The organism is Acinetobacter sp. Ac8 (genome assembly GCF_055392545.1).
The window spans coordinates 443,200-468,117 of record NZ_AP043689.1; the positions used below are offsets into that span (position 1 = coordinate 443,200).

Here is a 24,918-nt window from a genome sequence, read left to right on the forward strand (position 1 = left end):
GGTTTCTATTGAATGACTTTTATTGAGCTAGGCTTATTGAAAACCAGGATGACCTTTACCAGGATCGCTATCGCGTGCAGCTTGTGCATCTGTAACAGTTAAGCCCAAGGCTTTTGCCACGCCTTCACCATAGGCTGGGTCACATGCATAACAGTTACGGATATGACGATACTTAATAAAATCAAGTGCGTCACCCATCGCACCCGCCGTATTATCAAACAGTGCTTGTTTTTGTGTATCATTCATTAAATTGAATAAAGCACGTGGTTGGCTGAAATAATCCGAATCATCTTGGCGGAAATCCCAATAATCTGCATCACCACTGATTTTTAATGGTGGTTCTTTAAACTGAGCTTGTTCCTGCCATTGGCTAAAACTATTCGGTTCGTAGTGAGGTAAACCGCCATAATTTGCATCGACACGGCCTTGACCATCACGGTGATTAGAATGGACAGGGCAACGTGCAGCATTGACAGGAATTTGTTGATAATTCACACCCAAACGGTAGCGTTGAGCATCGGCATAGTTAAATAATCGCGCTTGTAACATACGGTCAGGTGAAACACTGATACCTGGAACTAAGTTACTTGGTGCGAAAGCCGATTGCTCTACATCAAGGAAGAAGTTTTCAGGATTTTTATTCAGCTCAAACTCACCCACATCAATCAGTGGATAATCTGCATGAGGCCAAACTTTGGTCAGGTCAAATGGATGATAAGGGACTTTCTCTGCATCTGTTTCAGGCATCACTTGAATTTGAAGCTTCCATTTTGGGAAGTTACCATTTTCAATCGAATCAAATAAATCACGTTGGTTACTTTCACGGTCTTTAGCAACAACCGCTTCCGCTTCAGCATCGGTTAAATTTTCAATGCCTTGTTGGGTGCGGAAATGAAATTTGACCCAAAAACGTTCATTGTTTGCATTGATAAAGCTGTACGTATGACTACCAAAACCATGCATATGGCGGAAGCTTTTTGGAATACCACGATCAGACATCACAATTGTCACCTGATGCAAAGCTTCAGGTAATAACGTCCAAAAATCCCAGTTGTTGGTTGCACTACGTAGATTGGTTTTAGGGTCGCGTTTTACGGCTTTATTTAAATCTGGGAATTTACGTGGATCACGCATGAAAAAGACGGGAGTGTTGTTTCCAACGAGATCCCAGTTACCTTCTTCGGTATAGAACTTAAGTGCAAAGCCTCGAATATCGCGTTCTGCATCTGCTGCACCACGTTCACCAGCTACAGTGGTGAAGCGTGCAAACATTTCTGTTTGTTTGCCAATCTGTGAGAAGATTTTAGCGCGTGTGTACTGGGTAATATCGTGAGTTACGGTAAATGTACCAAAAGCACCTGAACCTTTTGCATGCATTCTGCGCTCAGGAATCACCTCGCGTACAAAGTTGGCCAGTTTCTCGTTTAACCATAAATCTTGTGCCAGTAGAGGACCACGTGCGCCTGCCGTTAAACTATTTTGGTTGTCTACAACAGGTGCACCAAAAGCCGTTGTCAGGTGGGTTACAGGACATTTTTTTGAGTCTTGGCTCATTCTATTTCTCCATTTTTAATTAATCATGTATTCATTTTTGAATAGATGGAATAGATAAAGAATATTCGCTATTACATGACATTAACCGTAATTGAAAAACCAATATAGTGAACAATTGTTAAATCTAATTGATCTAAAAATAAATGATTTGTCATTTATTTTTAGAAACAACTTACCGGTCTCTATCTGCTTTAAAATACTGTTGTTTAAGGAAGAGCAAGCAATGTTTTAAAGCGATAACTTTACTTTAGAGTGATTTTTTATATTTGTGAAATTGATAAAAATATTATTATTGATTTGTTTTGGCGATTAATAGGGATCAGAACTTTGCGTGGTGTGAAGTTAAGTGATTTTATATAAAACCGCTTGAGCGCATTTTTACGACACTGAAAGCCTATATAGAAAGTTTTGAGTAGATAGATCTAGTTTTTTATTAAATTTCGTATAAACTGTATTGTGTTTATTTTCTACAGTGTATGTTAAATTTTATTTAACTATTTTTACTAATATAAACATATGTATCTAAAAATTAAATGCCTCCCTCTCTAAGTTGCAAGGTTAGAGGCTTTTTACTAAAACAAGAATTTATGTGCCAAATATTCTCAATTTTATCATTCGAAATATGGTTCAACTATTTTCTTTTTTATAAAACAAACAACAAGATAAGTATGGAGTATAACCATGAATCATAAGCTTTTTTTATCTCAACTTTCTCAAGATGAAATATTGAAATTGTCTACTGAGGAAATTCAACAGCGTATATTGGCTGAACAAGAATTTATAAATAAACAACCTCATAAGAATTTTTTAGCAGCAACACATGGCTCCAAAACTAAAAATGGTGGGTTAGTTAAAGCAAGCATTAATCAACGAGTGAAAGCAGAAGGCCACCTTATTGCCGCAGTAGGGGATGAAGCCATTTATCAAGATGGTTCAAGCTCTAAAATCATTTCAGGTGCTGGTGAGGAAGGGAAAGTCGAAGGTTTTGAGGTAGCGCTTGTTGGAAGCCGTTTGGAAAATGGTGATGAAATTATCGAAAGTCTACAATCAAGTTTTGTATTCCGTTTATATGCGGATCGAGCAATTCCTGAAGACTTTTTGAATCATGATTAATTTTTAAAGGGGAAAATCATGGCTAAAGGTTTTGCGATAGATCACTCTATGACTGATCATGGTGGAATTATTAGAGCAACTCAAATGAGCGCTTCTCAAATGGGGAGTTTGTTTTTAGTTGCAGGTGATGGGCATTTTTGTCCTAAATGTAAGTGTTGGTCGAAAATTATTAAAAGTCACGATCATATTATTTTTGACGGTAAAGCGGTTGCTTATGTTGGTGATCAACTCACTTGTGGGGCAAAAATTTTACCAAAGCAGGATCATGTTGTGGGGGATAGTCAGGGTTCTAGTTTACGTTCCTTTGCTTCTAATTTTCAGCATACTAACTCTCAACAAAATTTAACTAATAACTTAGTAGTTGGTAGTTATAACATGATCTTTCTTCTTAAAGATGGTCAAAATAAACCTCTAACTAAAATGCCTTACACATATGAAGTTGATGGTATATCTAAAATAGGGACGACTGATGATAAGGGATGCACAGATCCCATACAAACTAATGGTGAAAAAGTTATTAAGGTCTATATTGGCAATAATTTAAACAATGCAAATGATCACGGTAACGTATTAATTGCAACGGCTAAGAGCAACTTAACATCGAATGCAATAACTGAAGGAAAAACAAATAGATTAAAAAAGCCTTGGAAGATATCAGACACATTACGACAAGCTATGATTAAAGCTGAAGGGGCTATACCAAGAGAATATCCCTCTCCTGAAGGTGGGAATAATACAATTGGAATTGGGCATAAAATTAAAGACTCAGAAATAAAAAGTGGTCGATTTAAAGCTGGTGGTGAATACCCACAACCACTATCAATGAAACAGATGCTTAAACTGAAAGATGAAGATGTTGGTCTAAATGGTGGCAACACTCTCAACCAGATAGTCAATGTTCCTCTGCATCAATATGAAATGGATGCAATTATTGACCTCTGTTTTAATGGAGGAAAAGGTGCATTGTCTGGTACAGCATCAACTTTATACGATGAAAATGGTAATAAACAGCCTGCTGGCACAAATAAGGTTGCTTTAGTTGATTTACTAAATAGTGGAAAATATAGTGAAGTACCTAAATATTTAAGAAACCATTTCAATACATCAAACAGGATGTGGTCTCGAGGAGTTCAAAATCGTAGAAATATGGACGCTAGAATGTTTGTAAATGCACAGAATGGCTACATCATGCTCAATGATGCACCAAAAAAGAAATAATTCAGACCTACTTTTTGCGGAAATTTATATGCGTAAAATTAAATTAATTTTTCTATGTATAGCATGCTATCTTACGGCACTTCATGTCTATGCAGAAGAATTACAATACATTAGTGATGGAAGAATCCATTATTATTGCAATGATAAAAAATCAAATTTCTATTTTTCTGCTGAACAACAAGGATCATTTTTAAAAGATTTTAAAGAATATAATATTGATGTGGATTCATTATTGATTAGTAAAGAAGATTTCGAGGGAAACATTACACGATTAGGAAGCAAAAAATCTATACACCAATGTGGGGCTATAAAATTAGTTGTTGAAAGTGGCTTCTATAATGCCAATACTCAGGGAATGTTAGGCTTACTAGATTATCCTCTTATGTCTATTTCTATCAATGGCAAAAGAGTATTTGATAAAAATCCTTTAAATTTATGTGCCTCCAGTGGTTCACGCGCGATATGTCCAACTGATTTTTCTGTGCAATCTATAGAGATAATCAAAGTTTCCCGTGATTTATATCAAGTAACATTAACAAAATCCTTACCTGTGAATAATGGTGATAGTTTTAAGTTAAAAAAAGAAATTCTAAAGTTAAAAGCCAAATAAGATCTTCACTCAATTATCTTATATTCCAAAATCCGTGCCTTAATTTTGCTTAAGTTGGAGTTATATATGCAAAATAACAGTTTATTCAACTGGTTTATTTAAATAATTTCCACTGAAAAATAGCCCAACCGATAAGGTCTATGTAAGTAACATTATCGCAATAAATGCAATATAAAGCATTGATAAAAATAAAATATTACGATTCCATGCCATCCCTAAATTACGGTAATGTAGATCTGCATTTTCCTCAGTATTTGAACTAAGGTATGCGAGAGAAAGCCCGATTAAACTAATACAGGTACAGAGAAAAGCAGCACTTACAAACAAAAGTTCATATAGTGGTCTTTCACAAATATGAGTAAATTTACAAGACTGACTTGCTATATAAATAGAATAAAAAATGCTTGCCGCAATAATGAAAATATTAAGTATTGAGCAATAGTAAGATAAACGACTAAGTTTTGATGGTTTTTTGCTAATTTTTTCTGGTTCTTTCATTTTTTAATAAGTTTAGACGATGCTTAGCTATTTTATTACGTTTTTAAAGAAAACGTTCTTTCATAGGCAAGATATTATTTGAAAACCAACATGCTAGGTGTTTGGTAAAATTAAAGTAACTCGATGAGCAGCTGAACCATATCCGCCTCCAAAACGTTCCAATCCTTAAACTCAGGCTCGATCAACAATGTCTGCGAGACAAAACCATAGCAAATTCGTTGTACATTTAGACTCATCTGTTTGAGTTGTTCATCATCTTGAATAAAAGGTTTCAGCATGTTTTGCCACATCTCTACCATCATGGCATAACTTTTTTGATATGTTTCAATACTGGAAACCTGTCGTTCTAACAAGAAAGACTGGGCCCATAAAAATTGTTGTGCTTGAATTTGCTCAAGTTGAAAATGAATGATTTGCTGTAAATAGCTTTGAAAATCTGATTTTGTGGATAAGTCATACACGCTTTGTGCATAACTTTTTAAGACTTCTGCATTGCTTTTTACATGTTGGTGAATGGTTAAAGCAATCAAATCTTCCTTTTTAGAAAAATACTCATAGAACGTCCCTAAACCCACACCAGCAAGATCGGTAATTTCACGAATGGTAATTTTATTGGCAGGATGGTCATGTAAAAGCCGAACAAAACTTTCCATCAACGCTTCCTGCGTGATACGTGCCCTTGATTGGCGGGGTTTACGACGCACATTGATTGCAGGTAAAGCCATAAAAATAATCCGAACATCCTTGAAGGTATTTTCTTCTATACTGAATGCAATTGGTAAAAACAACAAGACAGGAATTCAGGATGAACACAGCAGAGAATTGGCAAACACATGAAATTAGCAATCAGTTTGACGAACTGCAAAATTATAATTTATTGACTACAGATCAAGTCTTACAAGAAATTTTGCAACGTTATGGCAGTCAGGATCAGCAACGCCTAACTGAATTCTCACAGATTGCGGGTTCTACTGAATATTATGAATATGCCGATTTGGCCAATCGACATACTCCTGAATTACATAGTTTTGATGCTCGTGGTCGCCGTAAAGATTTTCTAGAATTTCATCCTGCATGGCATAAATGGATGCGGCTAAATCGACAATTTGACACACACGCACATCCATTTAATCATCCACAATCAAGTTCAAAATGGGTCGATTGGGCGGCTCGATTTTTCCTGAGTGGACAAGTTGAGTGTGGCAATCTATGCCCTAATTCTATGACGTTAGGTAGTATTCCCTTAATTCAAAATGAACCAGAATTGTGGGCAAAAGTCGGTGAAAAGCTCTTATCGACGGAATACGATGAACGTGACATTCCGATTTCTCAGAAAAAATCAATTTGGTTAGGTATGGGGATGACGGAAAAGCAGGGCGGGTCAGATGTGCGCGCCAATGAAACACGGGCTGTTCCTGTAGCTGAGTCAGGACGTGGGCAAGCATATTTACTGACAGGACATAAATGGTTCTTTTCCGCACCGATGTGTGATGCACATTTAGTCGTGGCAAAAACTGAACAAGATGGATTGGCCTGCTTTTTTGTACCACGTTGGCTAGAAGATGGGACAAAAAATCCGGTTCAAGTACAACGACTCAAAGATAAAGTAGGTAATCGCAGTAATTCAAGCTCAGAAGTTGAATTTAAAAATGCTTGGGGCATTATGATCGGTGAAGCTGGGCGCGGGATTCCCACGATTATTGAAATGGCAAACTATACACGTTTGACCTGTTCAGTCGGTTCAAGTGCGATGTTACGTCAGGCTTTGGTGCAATGTATTGCCTATACCCGTCAGCGTAAGGCCTTTGGTAAACATTTGGCGGAACAACCGTTGATGCAAGCAGTATTGGCGGATTTAGCCTTGGAAACAGAAGCAGCCATGCAATTGAGTTTTCATCTTGCGCATTGCTATGAGAGTGATGATGAATTATCTCTGGCATGGAGACGAATCATGACACCAGCAGCAAAGTTCTGGGTGTGTAAGCGTACTGTGGAGTTGACGGGTGAGATGATGGAAGTCTTCGGTGGCAATGGTTATGTCGATACAGGAATCATGGCGCGTATTTTTAAAGAAGCCCCTGTAAATACTATTTGGGAAGGTTCTGGTAATGTGATGTGTTTGGATGTATTACGTGCAATCCAACGTGACCGTGAATCAATTGAAGTCTTATTTAAATCATTTGCACAAGTTGCATCTCAAGATTCAATTTTACAAGATGAATTACAAGCTTTATTTAAATTATTTAGTGGCTTACAAGCAGATGAATTGCAATTTATGGCACGCAGCCAAGCAGATGAATTGCAATTTATGGCACGCAGCTTAGTCAGTCGTTTGGTCATCTTGGCACAGGCTATCTTACTGAAACAACATGCACCAGATTTTGTTGCGGATGCTTTTATTGCAACACGTTATAGTGCGTTTTATGGACGCGTGGTCGGAATGTTAGATGCACAAGCTGTGGATGTAAAACGTTTGTTAGATAGAGCTTTAGCTTAACCCCTTCGAAAATGCAAAAAGCGGCATTATGTAAATAATGCCGCTTTTTTTAAGCCACTTTTATCAAAGTTCAAGCTTAGGATGTGTAATCGAAATTACTTTTGTTTTTTAAGCTTTTTTTTGAGCTTTTTCAATTTACCTTCGTGTTTGGAGATTTTTTCCAAACGTGCTTTGATTTTCTGTTTTAAAGATTTAACTTGCTTAGACATCATGTTACTCCTTAGTTTGAGTATCCGTTGGCTGATGTTTTTTGATAAAACTACGGATAAATTTTCTTAACTCACGTGCTGCACTGGTATCCATCGTTTCACAGAGTTGTAAAAACTGGTCACGCTCAACACTGTTAATGCGAATTAAGAGTTGCCCATCTTTTTTATTCACCTTTGTCTTTTTGGGTAATTCAGCCATAACGTATTTATCCCCAAAGGTGATAATTCAAAAAATGTATATACAATATATATGCATTTTTTGAATTCGGCAAATTTATATTGTTGAAAATATTTAATATTTTTGTTTTTTATTGAAATTTGTTGTAATTAAGTTTTTATTTCAGTAAATAAGTTGTTGTTATCGCAGTTTTTATCTTTTAATAAAAATTTGTTTGTGAGCGGAAGAATCAACAGTAGATTACAAGCGGATGCTTTTATTAAAACACCTTATAGTGTGTTTTATGGACGAGTGGCTGGAATGTAAGATGTGCAAGCTGTGGATGTAAAACGATTGCTAGATAGAGTTTTATTGAGTACATCGTGTATGTAGTGAGTGAGCTATTTTTAAAAGAAAACCCATTTATTTATAATGGGTTTTCTTTGTTCATTGAACTCAGCATTTCACAGAATTAATTAGATTTAATCAGCTCAACTCTACGATTTAAAGCTTTACCGTCTTCAGTTGAATTATCCGCAATAGGGTGTGTATCTCCCAAGCCTTTGGCTGTTAAACGGCTTTGTTGAATTCCAGTATTATTGGTTAAAGCCTTAACAACAGCATTTGCACGTTGTTCTGAAAGCGTTTGATTATGTTTGGTATCACCTGAATTATCTGTATGACCATTAATACTCAATTTGAGTTCAGGGTTGTTTTTTAGCAGTTGAATAACTTGTTCAATTTGGGGTTGAGAGTCAGGCAAAATATTCGCTTGATCCGTGGCAAAGTTAACCTCAATATTGACTTTATTGTCCTTATCCAAAGCTGTTTTGAGTTGGTCTGAACTTAATGCTTTAGCTGTAATTTCAACAGGTTTAGTTTCTGCGACGAATAGGCCAGCATGTCCATTCCCTGTCTGTGTCAATTGGAACCAAATATTTTTATTCGCTTGACGTATCACAAAGGTTTGTGTCGGGTTATTAAAAACATCTCCCAATCCTGCAACATAATCGACTTGGAATTTTTGTGGGATCTTTTCTAATTCTTGTTGAGGAATTTTACTCTGGGTAATTTGTTTGCCACCCAATTGCTGGATTACATTTTCCAAATTACGTTGCAATTCTAAAAAACTTCCTTCTTTATAATTTTCATTTTGTTGAATGGCTGCACTATATAATTGACCTTCAACATTTTCGATATGTTGACCTGTCCAAAATGGTATTTTCTCAAAATTTACGCTTGTTGCTTCGTGAAACTGATAGCCATTTGGCAAAGAAATATATGGAAACTGACCGAGTGTAATATTTGAAATTGGAATCTTGGAGAGATCAAAAGTGTTCTCTGTAGATTCAGTTTTCACAATTTCAGATGGTACAGAACTCGCACTTGATTCAGTTGTTATGACTTCCGTTTTCTCAGGTTTACTACATGCGATTAAACCAAGTGTAGGAATAACCAACAATAGTAGAAAACTCGATAATTTCTTTTGATTGAACACATGATCCTCCAGTTCTAACTCATTACCCTATATTTTTTTGAGTATATTTATATTCAAATTTCTTTAAATACTATAGATAACAATACTCATGAATTACATGAAGTTTTCAAGCTGATTTGTAAAATTTTAATTAAATTAAAGATGATCTTCTGATGATTAAAATCAATTTGAGATAAATCAGCAAATTTACCTTGATGTAATAGGTAAAAAGAGTGCAATAGGAAATAGTCACAAACTTGATTAATACAAATACTTGTATTCTACACAAAAAAGCGTAATATCAGATTCCCACTGATCAAGTGGTATACAGCAAAATAGGTAAAGAAAATGGCAAAGAAAAAAGCAATGCCAGAGGTTGTGATTCACAACTTTGTGGCTAAACACATGCATGAAGTCAACAAAAGCCAAGTGTTTGTAGATCGTAAAAAGAATGCAAAACGTGGTTATGATAAACACAAAAAAGGTCGATATTCTGATGATTATCGGCCTTTTTTGTGGACTGCAATTTTTGCTTAAATAATTATAAAAATCTAATAAAAATAAATAATTAAATATTGACTAGACGATTCGATTTCACCATATCAGCCAAACCATGATGTTTAAAGTAATACTCCATCCAGCTCTTGACCATGAGTGGGTTATTCATCGCAATCACTTCTTCTAATAGCTTTTGTGCATCTGTCATTGATACATGACAAATCGCTTTACGCACACGCAGAATATTACTTGAACTCATTGACAAGGTATTGAACCCCATTGCCATAAGTAAAATGGCTGAGAGTGGGTCGCCTGCCATTTCTCCACAAATACTGATCGGTTTTTCATACTTATGACATTCTTGAACCAAACGCGTTAAAGCGCGAAGTACAGAAGGGTGGAAGTGTGAATAAACACTGGATACACGTGGATTATTACGATCAACTGCCAATAAATATTGAATCAAGTCATTTGAACCGACTGAGAAGAAATCGACCAATTCAGCAAATTCACCAATTTGTAAAAGCACACTCGGTACTTCAACCATAATCCCGATTTTCGGTTTGGCGAAGTTAACTTGCTCTTCTTCTTGAACCGCAATCCAGTCACGTTCCAGTAAGTAAAGTGCTTCTTCTACTTCACTGACACTGGTGACCATTGGCAATAAAATATGCAGATTGTTTAAGCCGATACTGGCTTTTAACATTGCTCGGATTTGTGAGGAAAAGATTTCAGGGTGATCGAGGGTAAAACGAATGCCACGCCATCCTAAAGCTGAGTTTTCTTCTTCAATTTGGAAATATGGCAGGTCTTTATCCGCACCAATATCAAGTGTACGCATCACCACAGGTTTGTTGGCAAAGTGACTAAGCTGTTGACGATAAATCGCACGCTGTTCTTCTTCGCCCGGGAAGCGTTCACGCAGCATAAATGGAATTTCAGAACGATAAAGCCCTACGCCTTTTGCACCACGTTGAACCCCACGTACCACATCAATCATCAGACCAGTATTTACATACAGCTTTACAGCAACACCATCAGGTGTAATGGCATCTTTGGTTTCGTATTGCTTTAAATCTTTGGCAATTTGTTCTTCTTCTTTTTGGATCTCTTTATAACGTGTACGTAAACGACGTGGTGGATTGACAAAAACCCGGCCTTGATAAGCATCGACAATCATTTCAACATCATCAAGCGTATTTACCGGCAGCTCAGTAACACCCACCACAGTTGGAATACCGAGAGCACGGGCGACAATCACCATGTGTGAGTTGGCAGCCCCTTCAGAGGTTACAATCGCGGCGATTTTATCTACAGGAAGCTCAACCAAAGCAGCAGTGCTGATCTCATCTCCAATTAAAATACTTTCAGAGGTGATCTCTTTATGGCTGGTATCACCTTCTTGTAATGCTGCTAGGATTCGGCGTCCAAGGTCTTTTAAATCAGATACACGTTCACGTAAATAGTCATCTTCCATTTGTGCAAAAAGCGCAACATGGCGTTCAATCACATTTTTAACTGCACCTTGCGCCCAGCTTCCATCTCGAATAATTTCTTTAATTTCAGCAGGTAGGGCATTTTCATCCAACATACGTAAGAACACGCTAAATAAAGCACGTTCCTCCGCCATGAGTGAATCTTGCATTTTGTCATCAAGCGATTGAATTTCATTGCGTACAGACGCAATAGCTTGGTCTAAAAGCTTAAGTTCTTCACTGATATCATCCGCATCACGGTCTGGGACTGAAGCTAAATCTGCTGGAGGGTAAAGGATGATGGCACGCCCAAGTGCAATACCGCCTGCACCAGATGAACCTTGGAAGGTCTTGTAGTTAGATGAATTGCTGGGTTTACGGAAAACATCAATATTACCCACTGCATGTGCATGAGCAATTACCCCAGAGAGTTGTGCACACAAGGTCACCAGAAATGATTCTGCTGCCTCGCTAAAATCTTGAGGTTCGGTGTTCTGAACCACCATCACGCCCATCACTTTGCGGCGATACATGACTGGAACACCAAGGAACGAGTTATAGATCTCTTCCCCTGTCTCGGGGAAGTAGGCAAACCGTTCATGTTTAAACGCATTGTCTAAGTTGACAATCTCTTCACGTTGCCCCACTAAACCAACCAAACCCTCGCCAAGTTGTAAGGAAACTGTCCCTACAGATTCTTGGTTTAAGCCTTTGGTTGCCATGAGTACATAACGTTGGTTACGTTCATCTAAAAGGTAAATAGAGCAAACATCAACATGCATGGCTTCGGAAACTTGATTAACCATGATTTCCAAAGAATCATGCAAACTGACTGACGCATTGATCTCTTGTACAATACGTCTTAATGTGTCCAGTTGCATGTTCGACATGGATGTATGCTCCTAATTTAAGCTATGTTTTAAAGCGACTTCATCAGTATTATTTATAACAGTACTACCTTGAAAAATCATTCATATTTTGAAGAAATTTCAGCTGTATATTGCGGCATTCGCATACATAACTCCATCATCGCTTTACGATAAACATCTCGTTTAAAATTCACCACTTGTCCAAGCGGGTACCAGTAACTAACCCATTGCCATTGATCAAACTCCGGCGGGTCAGAGAGATTCAACTGAATATGTTTCGTTGAAGCTGTGAGTTTCAGTAAAAACCATTTTTGCTTTTGTCCAATACAAATCGGATCGGAATCCGAGCGAATGTATCGAAGCGGCAAACGATAATGCAACCAGTCATCTGTCTGGGCAATAATTTGGACATGTTCGGGTAGGAGCCCAACTTCTTCTCGTAGTTCTCTAAATAGAGCTTGCTCAGGAGTCTCTCCAAACTGGATGCCTCCTTGAGGAAATTGCCAAGCATTGTGTCCAATGCGTTTTGCCCATAAAACTTGTCCAATATCGTTTGCCAAAATGATCCCGACGTTGGGTCGGAAACCTTCTGAGTCGATCATTTGGCTACCTAAAATTTGTTAATTTCATTTGACTTTATATATGGGGACATACACTCTTTTGTCCAACTCGATAAAGTCAAAGTAATAATGTTTTAAAATTGCTATGATCTTAACGAATTTCTATCGACTAGCGGTGATAGATTTACAATTTTTTTCTTAAATTTCAGTTTAAACGAGTATTTTCATGGAATTGGCGCTGTTTGACTTAGATCACACCTTATTAAATACAGATTCTGACCATTCTTGGGGAGAGTTCTTAGTCAATGAAGGCTTGGTCGATCCAGTCCGACATCGTGCGATGAATGATCAGTTTTATGAAGACTATAAAGCAGGTAAGCTCGACCCAATTGCTTATAATGAATTTGTCTTTGAGTTTCTTACTCAACACGATAATGATTATTTAACTGAATTACATCAGTTGTTTATGCAAAAAGTGATTCGTCCACAAATGCGTCCAGCTGGTTTTGCCGCGATTCAAAAACATAAAGATTTAGGCCATGCGTTGGTTGGTATTACGGCAACTTCAGATTTTATTACAGCACCTATTTTCCGTGAATTTGGTATCAGCGAAATTATTGCGACCAATGCTGAAATAAAAGATGGGAAATACACGGGGAAAGTGATCAATATTCCATGTTACCAAAAAGGTAAATTGGCACGTTTGGATCAATGGCTCGATGGTCGTACTGTCACTGAATCATGGGCTTATTCAGATTCGATTAATGACCGTTTTTTATTGGAATATGCTGACCATGCGATTGCAGTAAATCCTGATGATCGTCTTGAGCATCTGGCAAAAGAACAGGGTTGGGATATCCAAGATTGGTCGATTTGAGCTGGGCTGATTATTGTGATTTAAAGCAGTGTTGATCACTGCTTTTTTATGGCTTGATTGTTTTGTCAAGAATGAGAAGTTTTGTAAATATTTTTATAAATGAAGATTTTGTACTTCATTTATAGTGTAAAAATGCTATGTTGATTTGAGCACTTTTAAAACTGACGGAGATTATATAATGAGCCAGACACGTCCAAGAATGACCAATTTATTTGAACAACTCGGCTTGGATTCTAGCGAAGAAGCAATTCAAAGTTTTATTGAAAATCACCAGTTGGATGCAGATACTCTAATTACAGACGCATCTTATTGGAGTGAGGGACAACGTCAGTTTCTTGCTGAAAAAATTAAATCTGATGGTGAATGGGCATTAGTGGTTGATCAGTTAAATGAGTCTCTACATGAAGACTCAGTAAAGTAAAAAATTGTGCAATGAAGACTTTATAAGGGAATGAAGGGAAAGATAAGTACGACTATCCCTGTGTAATATGTAAATCCCTTATCTTGAGTAACAAGATAAGGGATTTTGATTGTAGGGATTATTTCATCATCTCAATCAATTCCTGCACAGCTCTAGACTGGGTACGTCCAGGATGCCAAACCATACCCAATTGGCGGTTCATTTCAAAACGAATATCAAGTTGTTGTAAGTCTTGATTTAACAAGGTTTTAGGTAGAACAGACCAGCCTAAACCAATGGAAACCAACATCCGAATAGATTCAAGCGGATTATTGCTCATGGTAATTTTTGGCTTTAAACCTTTCTTTTCAAATTCTGCCAAGGTGATTTGACTGGTATAAGTCTGTGCTGCTGGCAATAAGCTTGGGTATTCGATCAGATCTTCAAGCTTAAGGTTCTTTTTTTGTGCCAAAGGATGAAAAGGTGCAACCACGAATACCAAAGGATCATTCCAGATCGTGATATAACGCAAACGCTCATCACCTTGTGGCGGAAGGGTTAAAAATGCCAGTTCTAAATCCCCAGCAAGCACTTGTTCATGCGCTTGTTCAGAGTCCACAAAATGTACATCTAGTTTGACTTCAGGAAAGTGCTGTACATATTTTTTTAAATGCTGTGGTAAATGGTGTAGGCCAATATGGTGACTGGTGCCAATCTTGAGTTTTCCTCGAACTTCACCTTGCTCATGACTCAGGGTATGGTGAATATCTCCCAATTCATTTAACCAGTTTTTTACTTTAGGTAATAATGAATGCGCTGCATGTGTGGCTTGAACACCACGACCTGCAGACTCAAAAAGTTTGACGCCGAAATATTCTTCTAAGCTATGTATGCGTTTGGTGACAGCTGGCTGAGTAATAAACAGATGTTCTGCTGCCATAGAAATCGAACCAGTTTCCATAACTTTGACAAAGGCTTCAAAAGCAGCGAGATTCATAATATTTCCATCCATAAAGAATTTTTATGCGTAATTCATTATTTAGAAAATTTAAGAATTAATCAAAGTAATTTTCAAATTTTTTTATTTTTAGCAAAGTGATTGGTTCTATTCGTGCTTTGGAAAAATTTTAATACAACTTTTTACTGTACAATTTAAGCAAAGCTCATTTATATTCAGCGCATAAAAACAACAAAAGGAAAGCTATTTGAATCAACCAACAAACACCACCACTCACTATTTTCAACAACATACTAGAAATACCTTCTCTAAAACTTGGCTTCGATTTTTTACCACGATACTGATATTTTCTGCTCTAGGCTTAATCTTTGTATATTTTTTCAATATCTATTTCCCCATCATTATCATCGCTATTCTCAGCATAATTTGGTTGAAGCTTCGGTTAAATCGCCTAAGAAAAATGCAAGAGTTGGAGAATTTTAAATTTCCAAATCGTATTTGGCTTGCTTTTAAACAAAGACATCCAAACATTCGACAATCTTCTTATCCATTGATTGAAGAGGGTTTTAAAGACTATTTAGCAATTCATTTGTGGCGTAGGGGAGCTTATGCAATGCCTTCACACTCAGTGGATGCGTTATGGCATATATTGATTGAAGAATTTGATGACTTTTATCAGTCCATGAGCCAACGTTTTTTAGGTTATGAACTGATTCATAAACCGCATGATTTACAAGTAACAGAATCACAGCGAGCTGCTCAAAGACAGCAATTGTTCAATACTTGGCATGGGGCTTGTGCTTTACATGGATTGAATCCACAAAACACACAGGTCTTACCTCGAATTTTTCAGGTTGATGCCCATGTTCGATGGGAGCGGGGTTTAATTTTTAGCTTACCATTTATGATGACAATGTATAGCCAAATGACAAGTTCAACTTCAGATTTTCCACAGGCTTCTGCAACATCGTCATGTTCTTCTAGCTCATGTTCAGGATCAAGTTCATCCAGTGATTCGAGCCATTCACATAGTACAAGTTCTGATTCATCTTCCTCTTGTAGTAGTTGTAGCAGCTGTGGAGGAGGCGGTGGTGATTAACACCTCCAGCCACAGAAAATACATCTGATTTAGATTTTAATTTCAGTGCTTTGTGCTGCCTTTTGGTCTCGTTTATTCCAAGCCTTTTCATGGAAAAAGAATGCAAATGCTTGTACAGTCGGTTCAAGTAAACTTAATGTCACAGCCATCCAAAAATTACCAGTCACCGCATAAGCAACCAGCATTGCTACTGTGATATGCATGATGTAATAGCTTAAGGTTTTTTTGAAAACACGTTGATTGCTTTGTAGGAAATTTTGGATACTCGCCATGAGAATCACCACTTATTAATTCAATAGTTAAATAATAATCATTATCAATTGTAATGTAAAAAGGTTTTTTTGATTAATGTTGATTGGATAAAGCGATATTTTATTCTTTATACATTGCATCGTGATTGTTGATATAGGAATTATTGAGTTCTTTTTAAATCATGGATTTGCTTAATTTATGGTTTAGGACGTACATTTATTGGTTTAAGCTCTATTTTTTCTTGATGATTAAGCTAAGTGCTTTTAAAGTCATTGAAAATATATCATTGATTTAAATACTTTATAAAGGTGATTTTAGGAGCATTTATTTGGATAAAATTAATTCCAAAAAGTTTTTAAATTAATAAAAATGATAAATTAGATTTATGTAAAAACGTGGTTATAATTGAGTGAATGAAAGAATTACCCAGTCCAGTGGAGCATTTCGACATGGCAGGCGAAAACCAAAAAGCAAAAACAGAATCAGTAAAAACTTTGTATGACAAATTGTGGGATGACCATCTTGTAACACAACGTGATGATGGTTCAGCATTACTTTATATCGACCGTCATTTATTGCATGAAGTGACTTCTCCACAAGCATTCGAGGGCTTACAACTTGCTGGGCGTAAACCTTGGCGTTTAAGTGCTAACGTTGCAACACCTGACCATAATGTTCCTACATCAACCAAAGAGCGTTCAGAAGGGATTGCTGGGATTGAAGATGATACTTCTCGTATCCAAGTTCAGACCTTAGACGATAACTGTAAAACCTTTAATGTAGTGCAGTTTGACATTAACGATGTGCGTCAAGGTATTGCACATGTCGTTGGACCAGAACAAGGTTTAACTTTACCGGGTATGACGGTGGTATGTGGTGACTCGCATACAGCGACACATGGCGCATTCGGTTGTTTGGCACACGGGATCGGAACGTCAGAAGTTGAACATGTATTGGCAACACAATGCTTAGTACAGAAGAAAATGAAAAACATGTTGGTGCGTGTTGATGGAACATTAGGTCAAGGCGTTACACCAAAAGACGTGGTTTTGGCAATTATTGGTAAAATCGGAACGGCTGGTGGTACTGGGCATGCGATTGAATTTGGTGGTCAAGTATTCCGTGATATGTCGATTGAAGGGCGTATGACCGTGTGCAATATGGCAATCGAAGGCGGTGCGCGTGTTGGTATGGTTGCTGTCGATGACAAAACGATTGAATATGTTAAAGATCGTCCTTATGCACCAACAGGTCAACAGTGGGATGCGGCAGTCGCGTATTGGAATACTTTACATTCTGATGAAGATGCACATTTTGATACGATCGTGGTTTTAAATGGTGAAGAAATTGAACCACAAGTGTCTTGGGGCACTTCTCCTGAGATGGTGATTCCTGTATCTCAAGCAGTTCCAACTTTGGAACAGGCCAAAGATGATGTGCAGCGTAATGACTGGACCCGTGCGTATCAATATATGGGCTTAAATGCAGGTCAGGCATTGGCTGATATTCAATTAGACCGCGTATTCATTGGTTCTTGCACCAACTCACGTATTGAAGATATTCGTGCTGCTGCAGAAGTGGCAAAAGGTAAAAAAGTAGCGTCTAGTATTAAGCAGGCCATGGTTGTTCCAGGCTCTGGTTTAGTGAAACAACAAGCGGAAGCGGAAGGTTTAGATAAAATCTTGATCGAAGCTGGTTTTGAGTGGCGTGAGCCAGGTTGTTCAATGTGTTTGGCGATGAATGCTGACAAGTTACAACCGGGTGAACATTGTGCGTCGACTTCAAATCGTAACTTTGAAGGCCGTCAGGGCAATGGTGGACGTACTCACCTTGTCAGTCCAGCAATGGCAGCTGCGGCAGCAATTGCAGGTCACTTTGTTGATGTACGTTCATTCTAATCAGGCTTAAGGAGCAAAGAGATGAAAGCTTATACCGTTGAACAGGGTATTGTTGCACCCTTAGACCGTGCCAATGTAGATACCGACTTAATCATTCCAAAACAGTTTTTAAAATCAATTAAACGCACCGGTTTTGGTGATAACTTATTTGATGAATTACGTTATTTAGATGAAGGTTATCCGGGGCAGGACAATTCTAAACGTCCGAAGAATCCTGATTTTATTTTGAATCAGCCACGTTACCAAGCGGCATCTGTGCTTATTTCTCGTGCCAATTTTGGTTGTGGTTCGAGTCGTGAACATGCGCCTTGGGCATTGGAAGAGTATGGTTTTCGTACTGTGATTGCACCAAGCTACGCAGATATCTTTTTCAATAACAGTTTTAAAAATGGCATGTTGCCAGTGATTTTGCCTGAATCTGTTGTGGATCAACTGTTTAAAGAATGTGCTGCTCAGGAAGGCTATCAATTAACCATTGATTTAGAAGCTCAAGAAGTCCGTACACCAAGTGGTGAAGCTTTTAAATTTGAAGTCGATCCATTTCGTAAACACTGTTTATTGAATGGCTTGGATGATATTGGTTTGACTTTACAGGCTGCGGATGAAATTCGTGCTTATGAAGAAAAAACCAAACAATCACGCCCTTGGGTATTTGCTGAAATTCAAGGTTAATTTTCAGCGAACATTTTACACATAGCGTGAATGCCTAACTCTTGCTAACATGCGAGTATAACAAAATGAATGTTGACTCAGTGAAGTGAGGGTTGGGGTTGAGCAATGACTAAGTTTTTGAGTTGCAGTGTTTTAATCGGTTTAACAAGCTTTATGCTTAGTGCATGTCAATCCACTCAAATGGTTGATTTAATGCGTATCAAGCAAGCTGAAAATAAACATGTCAGCCAAAATTCGGTTTCTGTCTATTGTTCAGGTGCAGAGCATTGTGAATTTGCGCGCTTAAATGATGTGATTATCATGGATGAACGTGCACAACGTGCCAATCGTAGCGCCATTCAAAAGGGTTATCTCAAATTAACGGGTGAGCCTTTAGATCAAAATGGTGTTTATTTAACGATTCCACCTCAGCAATATGAGATGGTGATTCGATTCTATCCAATCACTAAACAGCATGCTGAAGTTTTCCATGTTATTCATGATTTTAGAGCAAATCAAAAATACACATTTAAGATGTATCGCTTAAGGTCACAGGGTTCAGGAAGTTTACTGAATGTTTCTTCACCGACACCGCTATGTGTCGATATGATTCAAGAAAAACGGACAATTCGCCGTTTTTGTCGCCCGCATAATGCGGTGACGGGCGTGAGTGAATTTGTTGAACAGAAGATTTAATCTCACATCAGTATAGATACTGAAAAATAAATGGAACTACAAATGTCTAAACAAATTTTGATTTTGGCAGGTGATGGTATCGGTCCTGAGATCGTTGCTGCTGCTGAAAAAGTACTGACACGTGTCAATGATAAATTTAATTTAGGTTTAACATGGGAACAAGGTTTGTTAGGGGGGGCAGCAATTGATGCACATGGCGAACCTTACCCAGCTGTAACAGCGGAACAAGCGAAAAAAGCAGATGCAATCTTATTGGGTGCTGTAGGCGGTCCAAAATGGGATAATATTGAACGTTCAATTCGTCCAGAACGTGGCTTATTGAAAATTCGTAGTGAATTAAATCTATTTGCTAACTTACGCCCTGCAATCCTTTATCCGCAATTGGCGGATGCGTCTAGTCTTAAACCAGAGATTGTTTCTGGATTAGATATCCTTATTGTTCGTGAACTGACGGGTGGCATCTACTTTGGTCAACCACGTGGTATTCGTGAACTCGAAAATGGTGAGAAGCAAGGTTATAACACCGATGTTTATTCAGAGTCTGAAATTAAACGCATCGCAAAAGTTGCTTTTGAAATGGCAAACTTACGCGGTGGTAAAGTTTGTTCAGTGGATAAAGCCAACGTGCTTGAAGTGACTGAGCTTTGGAAGCAGACAGTGACTGCACTTAAAGAACAACAATACCCAAATATTCAACTTTCACATATGTACGTCGATAATGCAGCAATGCAATTGGTTCGTGCGCCAAAACAGTTTGATGTGATTGTGACAGGGAACTTGTTTGGTGACATTCTTTCCGATGAAGCAGCAATGCTAACCGGCTCTATTGGTATGCTTCCATCTGCCTCTTTAGATGAGAATGGCAAAGGTATGTATGAACCTTGTCATGGTTCTGCTCCTGACATTGCTGGCCAAAACGTTGCCAATCCACTTGCAACCATTCTTTCTGTGGCAATGATGCTACGCTACACCTTCCGTGAAGAAGTGGCTGCAAAAGCCATTGAGGATGCAGTAGGGCAAGTTTTAGACCAAGGTTTGCGTACTGGCGATATTATGTCTGATGGCATGCGTAAAGTTGGTACGGCTGAAATGGGTGAGGCTGTCGTTGCAGCGATTGCTTAAATACCTGTTTTAAACGCTTGGTAATAAAAAACACAGCTTAAGCTGTGTTTTTTATTGTTAAATTTTAGCTTTTAATAAGTTTTGATAAAAGTCTATCCATATTCTCGTCATTATAGCGATGGGTATTAGATTCACTTTAAAACAGCTAACAGGCTCGACCTAAATACTCAACAGATTCAGCAACACCATTTTTTAATAGAAAAATGACTTTACAATTAAAATTAATGTTATAGCTTGGTGTGGCAATGGCAATCGTAGAGCCTACAATCGCATTGCTTCCTGCCATAGGGATATTGATTTGTCTAAGAATGGTATAGCTTAAGGTGTTACTGGTGGTTTGAATTTTATCACTCACCTTATATCCCAAAGCCCGAAAATTTAGGGTACTTTGAATTTCAGCACTGGTTTTACCAATAAATTGCTGTAAATATTGATCTAAATTTGCAGGTCGGGTGTTTAAGCTTTTACATCCAACAAGTGCAACAGATGCCAATAAAAACATACATACATGTATTTTCATAAGTTTCACCTAATCCATAGTTAACTTAATTTAGAAATGATTTCTATTCAGTATAATAAATATACAGCCATATGTATGTAGCTTGGTTGCAGAGCAAACCAAGTGGTATAGATTTTACTAAATAAGCGTCAAATAGACAGAACTGGTTAAGCTGTGAAAAGATCAGTTGTATTAAAATTTAGAACAAATTAGTGCTATCAACTTTGAAGTAAATGGATTACAAGTGATAAATAGGTATAGGAAACAGATTTTAATGTGTCAGATGTATAGTTGCCAGACGATAAAAGATCGTAAGCAGGAGGGTAAATCTTGTGGATAATGAAAAAGCCACCTAAAAGTGGCTTTTGCTTACACTAAAACTTAGCGTGCACGATATGTAATACGACCTTTTGTTAAGTCATATGGAGTCATTTCAACTTTTACATTATCGCCTGTTAAAATACGAATATAGTGTTTACGCATTTTACCAGAAATGTGAGCAATCACTTCGTGACCGTTTTCTAAACGCACACGGAACATAGTATTAGGAAGCGTTTCGGTGACAACGCCTTCGAACTCGATAAGTTCCTCTTTATTGGCCATAGCCTACCTGATGATCAAATTGGAAAGGCGCAAATTATAGGCAATTTTTTGCAGAAAGACAAGAATATTCGGCATTACAAGGCGGTAGATGACTTGAAAATAAGCGAACATATTGTTAAACAATTTCTACAAAAAAAAGCGGATAAATATTGTCAGTTTGGTCAATCGACTGTAATCTAAATTAAATGTTTTAAGTATAAATGAATAACATACAAGGAAGGGCACTGCGTGAGTCAGCTAACTGATGCTTCGGTTGTTTTACGATTAGGCTATCAAGCGATCCGTCGTGCAGGATTGCCGACAGAAGAAATATTATCAAAGGCTGGGGTAGCATTGGGTCAGGTTGACCAAAATGCTCGAACACCGTTGAATGCACAATTTGCATTTTGGGTCGCTGCGGAGGAAGTCAGTAATGATCCAGATATTGGTTTACACCTCGGAGAGCACTTGCCCCTGTATCGTGGGCAAGTAATCGAACACCTGTTTATTTCAAGTGAAAACTTTGGCGAAGGCTTAAAGCGTGCTTTGGCTTATCAACGTTTAATTAGTGATGCATTTCATGCCAAATTGATCATTGATGACGATGGACGTTGTTATTTAACCAATGGTGAGCAGCCTTGGGGTGAGAACATCGTCAATCGTCATTTTTCAGAATGTGCTATTTCAGGGATTTTACGCTTCTTTAAATTTATCACTGAAGGACGTTTTGAACCGATTTACATCGATTTTAATTTTACCAATGGTGCTTCTGATGGTGAGTATTATCGTGTTTATGGTTGTCCTGTCAGTTTAGGGCAAAAGGAGACACGTCTTTATTTTGATCCTTCAATTTTAGAATATCCATTGTGGCAAGCGGAGCCTGAGTTATTGCAATTGCATGAACAACTTGCAATTGAAAAACTACAAGAGCTTGCACGTTATGATTTGGTGGGTGAAGTACGCCGTGCGATAGGTTCAACCTTGGAAAGTGGTGAAACAACCCTTGAAACTGTTGCTGCACAACTCAGCATTACCCCACGTCGTTTACGTACACAGCTTTCGGAAGCCAACACCAGCTTTCAGCAAATTCTTTCAGATTATCGTTGTCGCTTAGCCAAGAAATTATTGGCCAATACCACCGAAAGTGTTGAGCGTATTGTTTATTTGACTGGATTCTCTGAGCCAAGTACTTTTTACCGCGCATTTAAACGTTGGACCAATGAAACGCCTGTGGAATATAGAAAGCGTAAACAGCGTTAAGTCGTATGTTTGCGGGAAATGAACTGAACAGTTTTAATATAAAAAAATCCTTCAATTGAGAAGGATTTTTTATATGTAGCCGCAAAAATTATTCAGGCATATTTAACCAATGTGGCCCTAACGGTGGTTGAGGCAATTCAAATTGTTCTGGGTAATCTGCATGAATAAAATAAAGCCCATCTGGTGGTGCAGTGATTCCTGCCGCTTTGCGATCTTGTGCCGCAAAAATTTCATCAATATGATCCACTTCATATAGACCTTGACCAATCTCAAGTAAGCAACCCATGATGTTACGTACCATGTGGTGTAAGAAGCCATCTGCTTGGATATCAAGAACTAGATAGTTGCCATGACGAATTAAGCGACAATGTTTGACATGACGTACAGGTTGATTGGACTGACATGCCGCAGCACGAAAGCTTTCAAAATTATGCGTACCTTGAAATTTTTGCGCAGCTTCAATCATCTTGTCCACATCGAGTGGATAATAGGCATGAGTCACTTGTTTATGTAACAGGGCTGGGCGATTTGCCGATTGATAGACCACATAACGATAACGACGTGCCTTTGCCTTGAAGCGTGCATGGAAATCGTTATCCATTTCTTTAATCCATTGGATTGAAATGTCTTTGGGCAATTGACTATTTGAACCCATTAACCAGCCACGTATAGGGCGAATCGCATTGGTGTCGAAGTGGGCGACCATATTGGTCGCATGGACACCCGCGTCAGTACGACCCGCACCATGTAAAATAATAGGCTCGTCGGCAATTTTACTGAGCACCTTTTCCATGGTTTCCTGAATACTACGTACGCCAGGCTGTTGAGTTTGCCAACCTTTATATCGCATGCCACAAAACTCAATACCAATTGCAAAACGTTGCATAAATACCTCTATTCAGGATGATCATACCAATGGTCATGCCATTGTTCCGAAGAGGGGTATTGTAAATAAATTTTAACAATTTTGGCATAAAGATCTGCTTGGCTCAGTGCATCACTGACTAAAATTTTTGAATCTTTGATCCATTGGCTAATCGCATAGCGTTGATCCATGCCGCCTAGAGGCACTTGAGTCGATAAAATGATTTGGCAGCCATTTTCCTGCAAGCTTTTAATTTTTAGGATAATGCCCGCATTTACGGCTAAATTACCTACCCCATAAGCTTGAATGATCAAGAAATGCGGAGCATGTTTGGAGAAAATTTCCAGATTATGTTCAAACTGTAATATTTCAGTCGGCACCATCATCCAATTGACGATATTGAGCGATTTGGCTTTTTCGATATGTGGAAGTTGTACCTGAATGACGGAATGATCTACCGCTATTTGTTGTTCGGCTTTGAGTCCTTTAAACGCATCTAAAGCAGTGCTATGGGCTTTTAATGTGGTTCTGGCATGAATCACTTGATGGTAGAAAGCCAAATACACGCCCACAGGAAGTCGAGTGACGGCATCCAGTGCGGTATTTAAATTATCCAGCGCATCGGTGAATTCTCGAGTATTGTCCCCTTGAATATTGAGCAGTGGGTATTGGCTTCCAGTAAGGACGACATGACAGGACTCAGCTAAAAAGCGAGATAAGGTCGCTGCAGCATAACTGAGTGTATCTGTACCATGAATAATGACAAAGTGTTGGAAATTTTGGAGTTGTAGGCTTTGTATTTGTTGAATCAGCATAAGCCAGTCAATGGCTGTACATGCACTACTGTCTTTGATACTGGGCGCCTTAAAACACTCAATTTTAAACTGAGGTGTTAAGACCTTTTTGAGTTGTGGAATAAACTCAGCATCAGGCATCGGCGCTAAAGGCTCGCCAATACAGCCAAAAGTTCCACCCATGTAAATTAAAGCAATTTTTTTGTTCATAATAAAAAAGCAGCCATTCA

25 protein-coding genes and 1 pseudogene are annotated in these 24,918 nt (G+C 38.1%); 14 read left to right on the forward strand and 12 right to left on the reverse strand.

Translation table 11 applies throughout. The annotated features are described in order from the left end of the window. Nucleotides 1–33: 33 nt before the first annotated feature. On the reverse strand, nucleotides 34–1,554 hold the full coding sequence (locus ACZ5QH_RS02130; protein WP_303577460.1) for a catalase: 1,521 nt from the start codon (nucleotides 1,552–1,554) through the stop codon (nucleotides 34–36). 681 nt (nucleotides 1,555–2,235) lie between these two features. Between ACZ5QH_RS02130 and ACZ5QH_RS02135 the strand changes: the two genes are divergently transcribed. From ACZ5QH_RS02135 to ACZ5QH_RS02150, 4 genes and pseudogenes are all read left to right on the forward strand, one after another. Beyond that, nucleotides 2,236–2,667: a PAAR domain-containing protein gene (locus ACZ5QH_RS02135; RefSeq protein ID WP_303577461.1), complete on the forward strand. Its 432-nt coding sequence runs from the start codon at nucleotides 2,236–2,238 to the stop codon at nucleotides 2,665–2,667. 18 nt (nucleotides 2,668–2,685) lie between these two features. Then, nucleotides 2,686–2,982: pseudogene (locus ACZ5QH_RS02140) on the forward strand (PAAR domain-containing protein); the annotation flags it as partial. Between the two features lie 105 nt (nucleotides 2,983–3,087). Further along, nucleotides 3,088–3,885 (forward strand): lysozyme, encoded by a 798-nt coding sequence (locus ACZ5QH_RS02145; RefSeq protein ID WP_419761937.1) that lies wholly within the window; start codon nucleotides 3,088–3,090, stop codon nucleotides 3,883–3,885. 28 nt (nucleotides 3,886–3,913) lie between these two features. After that, a complete protein-coding gene (locus ACZ5QH_RS02150; protein ID WP_004718129.1) occupies nucleotides 3,914–4,495 on the forward strand; it encodes a hypothetical protein in 582 nt (193 codons plus the stop codon). Nucleotides 4,496–5,103: 608 nt separating this feature from the next. Here ACZ5QH_RS02150 and ACZ5QH_RS02155 read toward each other — a convergent pair. Beyond that, nucleotides 5,104–5,718 (reverse strand): TetR/AcrR family transcriptional regulator, encoded by a 615-nt coding sequence (locus ACZ5QH_RS02155; protein WP_004718124.1) that lies wholly within the window; start codon nucleotides 5,716–5,718, stop codon nucleotides 5,104–5,106. A gap of 80 nt (nucleotides 5,719–5,798) precedes the next feature. Between ACZ5QH_RS02155 and ACZ5QH_RS02160 the strand changes: the two genes are divergently transcribed. Further along, a complete protein-coding gene (locus tag ACZ5QH_RS02160; RefSeq protein WP_303577462.1) occupies nucleotides 5,799–7,490 on the forward strand; it encodes an acyl-CoA dehydrogenase family protein in 1,692 nt (563 codons plus the stop codon). Between the two features lie 213 nt (nucleotides 7,491–7,703). Here ACZ5QH_RS02160 and ACZ5QH_RS02165 read toward each other — a convergent pair whose 3' ends face one another. Both ACZ5QH_RS02165 and ACZ5QH_RS02170 read right to left on the reverse strand, forming a co-directional pair. Beyond that, nucleotides 7,704–7,898 carry a hypothetical protein gene (locus ACZ5QH_RS02165; protein ID WP_303577463.1) on the reverse strand — a complete coding sequence of 65 codons (195 nt, stop codon included), beginning with the start codon at nucleotides 7,896–7,898 and terminating at the stop codon, nucleotides 7,704–7,706. A gap of 430 nt (nucleotides 7,899–8,328) precedes the next feature. Next, nucleotides 8,329–9,354, reverse strand: coding sequence for an OmpA family protein (locus tag ACZ5QH_RS02170; protein WP_303577464.1), 1,026 nt, complete (start codon nucleotides 9,352–9,354; stop codon nucleotides 8,329–8,331). A 327-nt stretch (nucleotides 9,355–9,681) separates the two neighbouring features. Here ACZ5QH_RS02170 and ACZ5QH_RS02175 point away from each other — a divergent pair, with 327 nt between their 5' ends. Beyond that, a complete protein-coding gene (locus ACZ5QH_RS02175) occupies nucleotides 9,682–9,870 on the forward strand; it encodes a DUF7230 family protein (RefSeq protein WP_004718115.1) in 189 nt (62 codons plus the stop codon). Nucleotides 9,871–9,901: 31 nt separating this feature from the next. Here the strand turns inward: ACZ5QH_RS02175 and ptsP are convergent, their stop codons facing one another. Continuing rightward, nucleotides 9,902–12,196, reverse strand: coding sequence for a phosphoenolpyruvate--protein phosphotransferase (gene ptsP / locus ACZ5QH_RS02180; RefSeq protein ID WP_004718112.1), 2,295 nt, complete (start codon nucleotides 12,194–12,196; stop codon nucleotides 9,902–9,904). Nucleotides 12,197–12,273: 77 nt separating this feature from the next. Beyond that, nucleotides 12,274–12,777: an RNA pyrophosphohydrolase gene (locus tag ACZ5QH_RS02185; RefSeq protein WP_004718109.1), complete on the reverse strand. Its 504-nt coding sequence runs from the start codon at nucleotides 12,775–12,777 to the stop codon at nucleotides 12,274–12,276. Nucleotides 12,778–12,961: 184 nt separating this feature from the next. Here ACZ5QH_RS02185 and ACZ5QH_RS02190 point away from each other — a divergent pair, with 184 nt between their 5' ends. Continuing rightward, nucleotides 12,962–13,612: an HAD family hydrolase gene (locus ACZ5QH_RS02190; RefSeq protein ID WP_004718108.1), complete on the forward strand. Its 651-nt coding sequence runs from the start codon at nucleotides 12,962–12,964 to the stop codon at nucleotides 13,610–13,612. Between the two features lie 178 nt (nucleotides 13,613–13,790). Further along, nucleotides 13,791–14,033 (forward strand): DUF2789 domain-containing protein, encoded by a 243-nt coding sequence (locus ACZ5QH_RS02195; RefSeq protein ID WP_004718105.1) that lies wholly within the window; start codon nucleotides 13,791–13,793, stop codon nucleotides 14,031–14,033. A gap of 118 nt (nucleotides 14,034–14,151) precedes the next feature. Here the strand turns inward: ACZ5QH_RS02195 and ACZ5QH_RS02200 are convergent, their stop codons facing one another. Further along, nucleotides 14,152–15,009 carry a LysR family transcriptional regulator gene (locus ACZ5QH_RS02200; RefSeq protein WP_004718104.1) on the reverse strand — a complete coding sequence of 286 codons (858 nt, stop codon included), beginning with the start codon at nucleotides 15,007–15,009 and terminating at the stop codon, nucleotides 14,152–14,154. Between the two features lie 574 nt (nucleotides 15,010–15,583). On the opposite strand from ACZ5QH_RS02200, the gene ACZ5QH_RS02205 reads away from it, so the two are divergent. After that, on the forward strand, nucleotides 15,584–16,069 hold the full coding sequence (locus tag ACZ5QH_RS02205; RefSeq protein ID WP_239046529.1) for a hypothetical protein: 486 nt from the start codon (nucleotides 15,584–15,586) through the stop codon (nucleotides 16,067–16,069). Nucleotides 16,070–16,098: 29 nt separating this feature from the next. Here ACZ5QH_RS02205 and ACZ5QH_RS02210 read toward each other — a convergent pair whose 3' ends face one another. Continuing rightward, on the reverse strand, nucleotides 16,099–16,347 hold the full coding sequence (locus tag ACZ5QH_RS02210) for a DUF2061 domain-containing protein (protein ID WP_171066891.1): 249 nt from the start codon (nucleotides 16,345–16,347) through the stop codon (nucleotides 16,099–16,101). A 423-nt stretch (nucleotides 16,348–16,770) separates the two neighbouring features. Between ACZ5QH_RS02210 and leuC the strand changes: the two genes are divergently transcribed. The 4 genes from leuC to leuB all read left to right on the forward strand — a co-directional run bounded on the left by leuC (nucleotide 16,771) and on the right by leuB (nucleotide 20,688). Next, entirely contained in the window at nucleotides 16,771–18,219 is a 1,449-nt protein-coding gene (leuC, locus tag ACZ5QH_RS02215; RefSeq protein WP_004818782.1) for a 3-isopropylmalate dehydratase large subunit, read from the forward strand. 21 nt (nucleotides 18,220–18,240) lie between these two features. Continuing rightward, the gene (leuD, locus tag ACZ5QH_RS02220; RefSeq protein ID WP_004718096.1) at nucleotides 18,241–18,891 is read left to right on the forward strand and encodes a 3-isopropylmalate dehydratase small subunit; all 651 of its coding nucleotides are present in this window, start codon (nucleotides 18,241–18,243) and stop codon (nucleotides 18,889–18,891) included. A 105-nt stretch (nucleotides 18,892–18,996) separates the two neighbouring features. Further along, nucleotides 18,997–19,566, forward strand: a complete 570-nt coding sequence (locus tag ACZ5QH_RS02225) for a hypothetical protein (RefSeq protein WP_303577465.1) — start codon at nucleotides 18,997–18,999, stop codon at nucleotides 19,564–19,566. A gap of 42 nt (nucleotides 19,567–19,608) precedes the next feature. Next, entirely contained in the window at nucleotides 19,609–20,688 is a 1,080-nt protein-coding gene (gene leuB / locus ACZ5QH_RS02230) for a 3-isopropylmalate dehydrogenase (RefSeq protein ID WP_004718091.1), read from the forward strand. Nucleotides 20,689–20,833: 145 nt separating this feature from the next. Here leuB and ACZ5QH_RS02235 read toward each other — a convergent pair whose 3' ends face one another. Further along, nucleotides 20,834–21,208 (reverse strand): hypothetical protein, encoded by a 375-nt coding sequence (locus ACZ5QH_RS02235; protein ID WP_004818791.1) that lies wholly within the window; start codon nucleotides 21,206–21,208, stop codon nucleotides 20,834–20,836. Between the two features lie 360 nt (nucleotides 21,209–21,568). After that, nucleotides 21,569–21,790 carry a translation initiation factor IF-1 gene (infA, locus tag ACZ5QH_RS02240; RefSeq protein ID WP_004718087.1) on the reverse strand — a complete coding sequence of 74 codons (222 nt, stop codon included), beginning with the start codon at nucleotides 21,788–21,790 and terminating at the stop codon, nucleotides 21,569–21,571. A gap of 228 nt (nucleotides 21,791–22,018) precedes the next feature. On the opposite strand from infA, the gene ACZ5QH_RS02245 reads away from it, so the two are divergent. Next, complete coding sequence (locus ACZ5QH_RS02245; protein ID WP_004818793.1) at nucleotides 22,019–23,029, forward strand: AraC family transcriptional regulator; 1,011 nt, start codon at nucleotides 22,019–22,021, stop codon at nucleotides 23,027–23,029. A gap of 88 nt (nucleotides 23,030–23,117) precedes the next feature. Here ACZ5QH_RS02245 and truA read toward each other — a convergent pair whose 3' ends face one another. Together truA and ACZ5QH_RS02255 are read right to left on the reverse strand one after the other, a co-directional pair. After that, nucleotides 23,118–23,915 carry a tRNA pseudouridine(38-40) synthase TruA gene (gene truA / locus ACZ5QH_RS02250; RefSeq protein WP_004718082.1) on the reverse strand — a complete coding sequence of 266 codons (798 nt, stop codon included), beginning with the start codon at nucleotides 23,913–23,915 and terminating at the stop codon, nucleotides 23,118–23,120. A gap of 8 nt (nucleotides 23,916–23,923) precedes the next feature. Further along, nucleotides 23,924–24,898, reverse strand: coding sequence for an asparaginase domain-containing protein (locus ACZ5QH_RS02255; RefSeq protein ID WP_303577466.1), 975 nt, complete (start codon nucleotides 24,896–24,898; stop codon nucleotides 23,924–23,926). Between the last annotated feature and the right edge of the window lie 20 nt (nucleotides 24,899–24,918).

Bases quoted from the DNA above. Each gene is read 5' to 3' on its own strand.
- ACZ5QH_RS02130 (WP_303577460.1), bottom strand. From the start codon at position 1,554: ATGAGCCAAGACTCAAAAAAATGTCCTGTAACCCACCTGACAACGGCT.
- ACZ5QH_RS02135 (WP_303577461.1), top strand. From the start codon at position 2,236: ATGAATCATAAGCTTTTTTTATCTCAACTTTCTCAAGATGAAATATTG.
- ACZ5QH_RS02145 (WP_419761937.1), top strand. From the start codon at position 3,088: ATGCCTTACACATATGAAGTTGATGGTATATCTAAAATAGGGACGACT.
- ACZ5QH_RS02150 (WP_004718129.1), top strand. From the start codon at position 3,914: ATGCGTAAAATTAAATTAATTTTTCTATGTATAGCATGCTATCTTACG.
- ACZ5QH_RS02155 (WP_004718124.1), bottom strand. From the start codon at position 5,718: ATGGCTTTACCTGCAATCAATGTGCGTCGTAAACCCCGCCAATCAAGG.
- ACZ5QH_RS02160 (WP_303577462.1), top strand. From the start codon at position 5,799: ATGAACACAGCAGAGAATTGGCAAACACATGAAATTAGCAATCAGTTT.
- ACZ5QH_RS02165 (WP_303577463.1), bottom strand. From the start codon at position 7,898: ATGGCTGAATTACCCAAAAAGACAAAGGTGAATAAAAAAGATGGGCAA.
- ACZ5QH_RS02175 (WP_004718115.1), top strand. From the start codon at position 9,682: ATGGCAAAGAAAAAAGCAATGCCAGAGGTTGTGATTCACAACTTTGTG.
- ptsP (WP_004718112.1), bottom strand. From the start codon at position 12,196: ATGTCGAACATGCAACTGGACACATTAAGACGTATTGTACAAGAGATC.
- ACZ5QH_RS02185 (WP_004718109.1), bottom strand. From the start codon at position 12,777: ATGATCGACTCAGAAGGTTTCCGACCCAACGTCGGGATCATTTTGGCA.
- ACZ5QH_RS02190 (WP_004718108.1), top strand. From the start codon at position 12,962: ATGGAATTGGCGCTGTTTGACTTAGATCACACCTTATTAAATACAGAT.
- ACZ5QH_RS02195 (WP_004718105.1), top strand. From the start codon at position 13,791: ATGAGCCAGACACGTCCAAGAATGACCAATTTATTTGAACAACTCGGC.
- ACZ5QH_RS02200 (WP_004718104.1), bottom strand. From the start codon at position 15,009: ATGAATCTCGCTGCTTTTGAAGCCTTTGTCAAAGTTATGGAAACTGGT.
- ACZ5QH_RS02205 (WP_239046529.1), top strand. From the start codon at position 15,584: ATGCCTTCACACTCAGTGGATGCGTTATGGCATATATTGATTGAAGAA.
- leuC (WP_004818782.1), top strand. From the start codon at position 16,771: ATGGCAGGCGAAAACCAAAAAGCAAAAACAGAATCAGTAAAAACTTTG.
- leuD (WP_004718096.1), top strand. From the start codon at position 18,241: ATGAAAGCTTATACCGTTGAACAGGGTATTGTTGCACCCTTAGACCGT.
- ACZ5QH_RS02225 (WP_303577465.1), top strand. From the start codon at position 18,997: ATGACTAAGTTTTTGAGTTGCAGTGTTTTAATCGGTTTAACAAGCTTT.
- leuB (WP_004718091.1), top strand. From the start codon at position 19,609: ATGTCTAAACAAATTTTGATTTTGGCAGGTGATGGTATCGGTCCTGAG.
- ACZ5QH_RS02235 (WP_004818791.1), bottom strand. From the start codon at position 21,208: ATGAAAATACATGTATGTATGTTTTTATTGGCATCTGTTGCACTTGTT.
- infA (WP_004718087.1), bottom strand. From the start codon at position 21,790: ATGGCCAATAAAGAGGAACTTATCGAGTTCGAAGGCGTTGTCACCGAA.
- truA (WP_004718082.1), bottom strand. From the start codon at position 23,915: ATGCAACGTTTTGCAATTGGTATTGAGTTTTGTGGCATGCGATATAAA.
- ACZ5QH_RS02255 (WP_303577466.1), bottom strand. From the start codon at position 24,898: ATGAACAAAAAAATTGCTTTAATTTACATGGGTGGAACTTTTGGCTGT.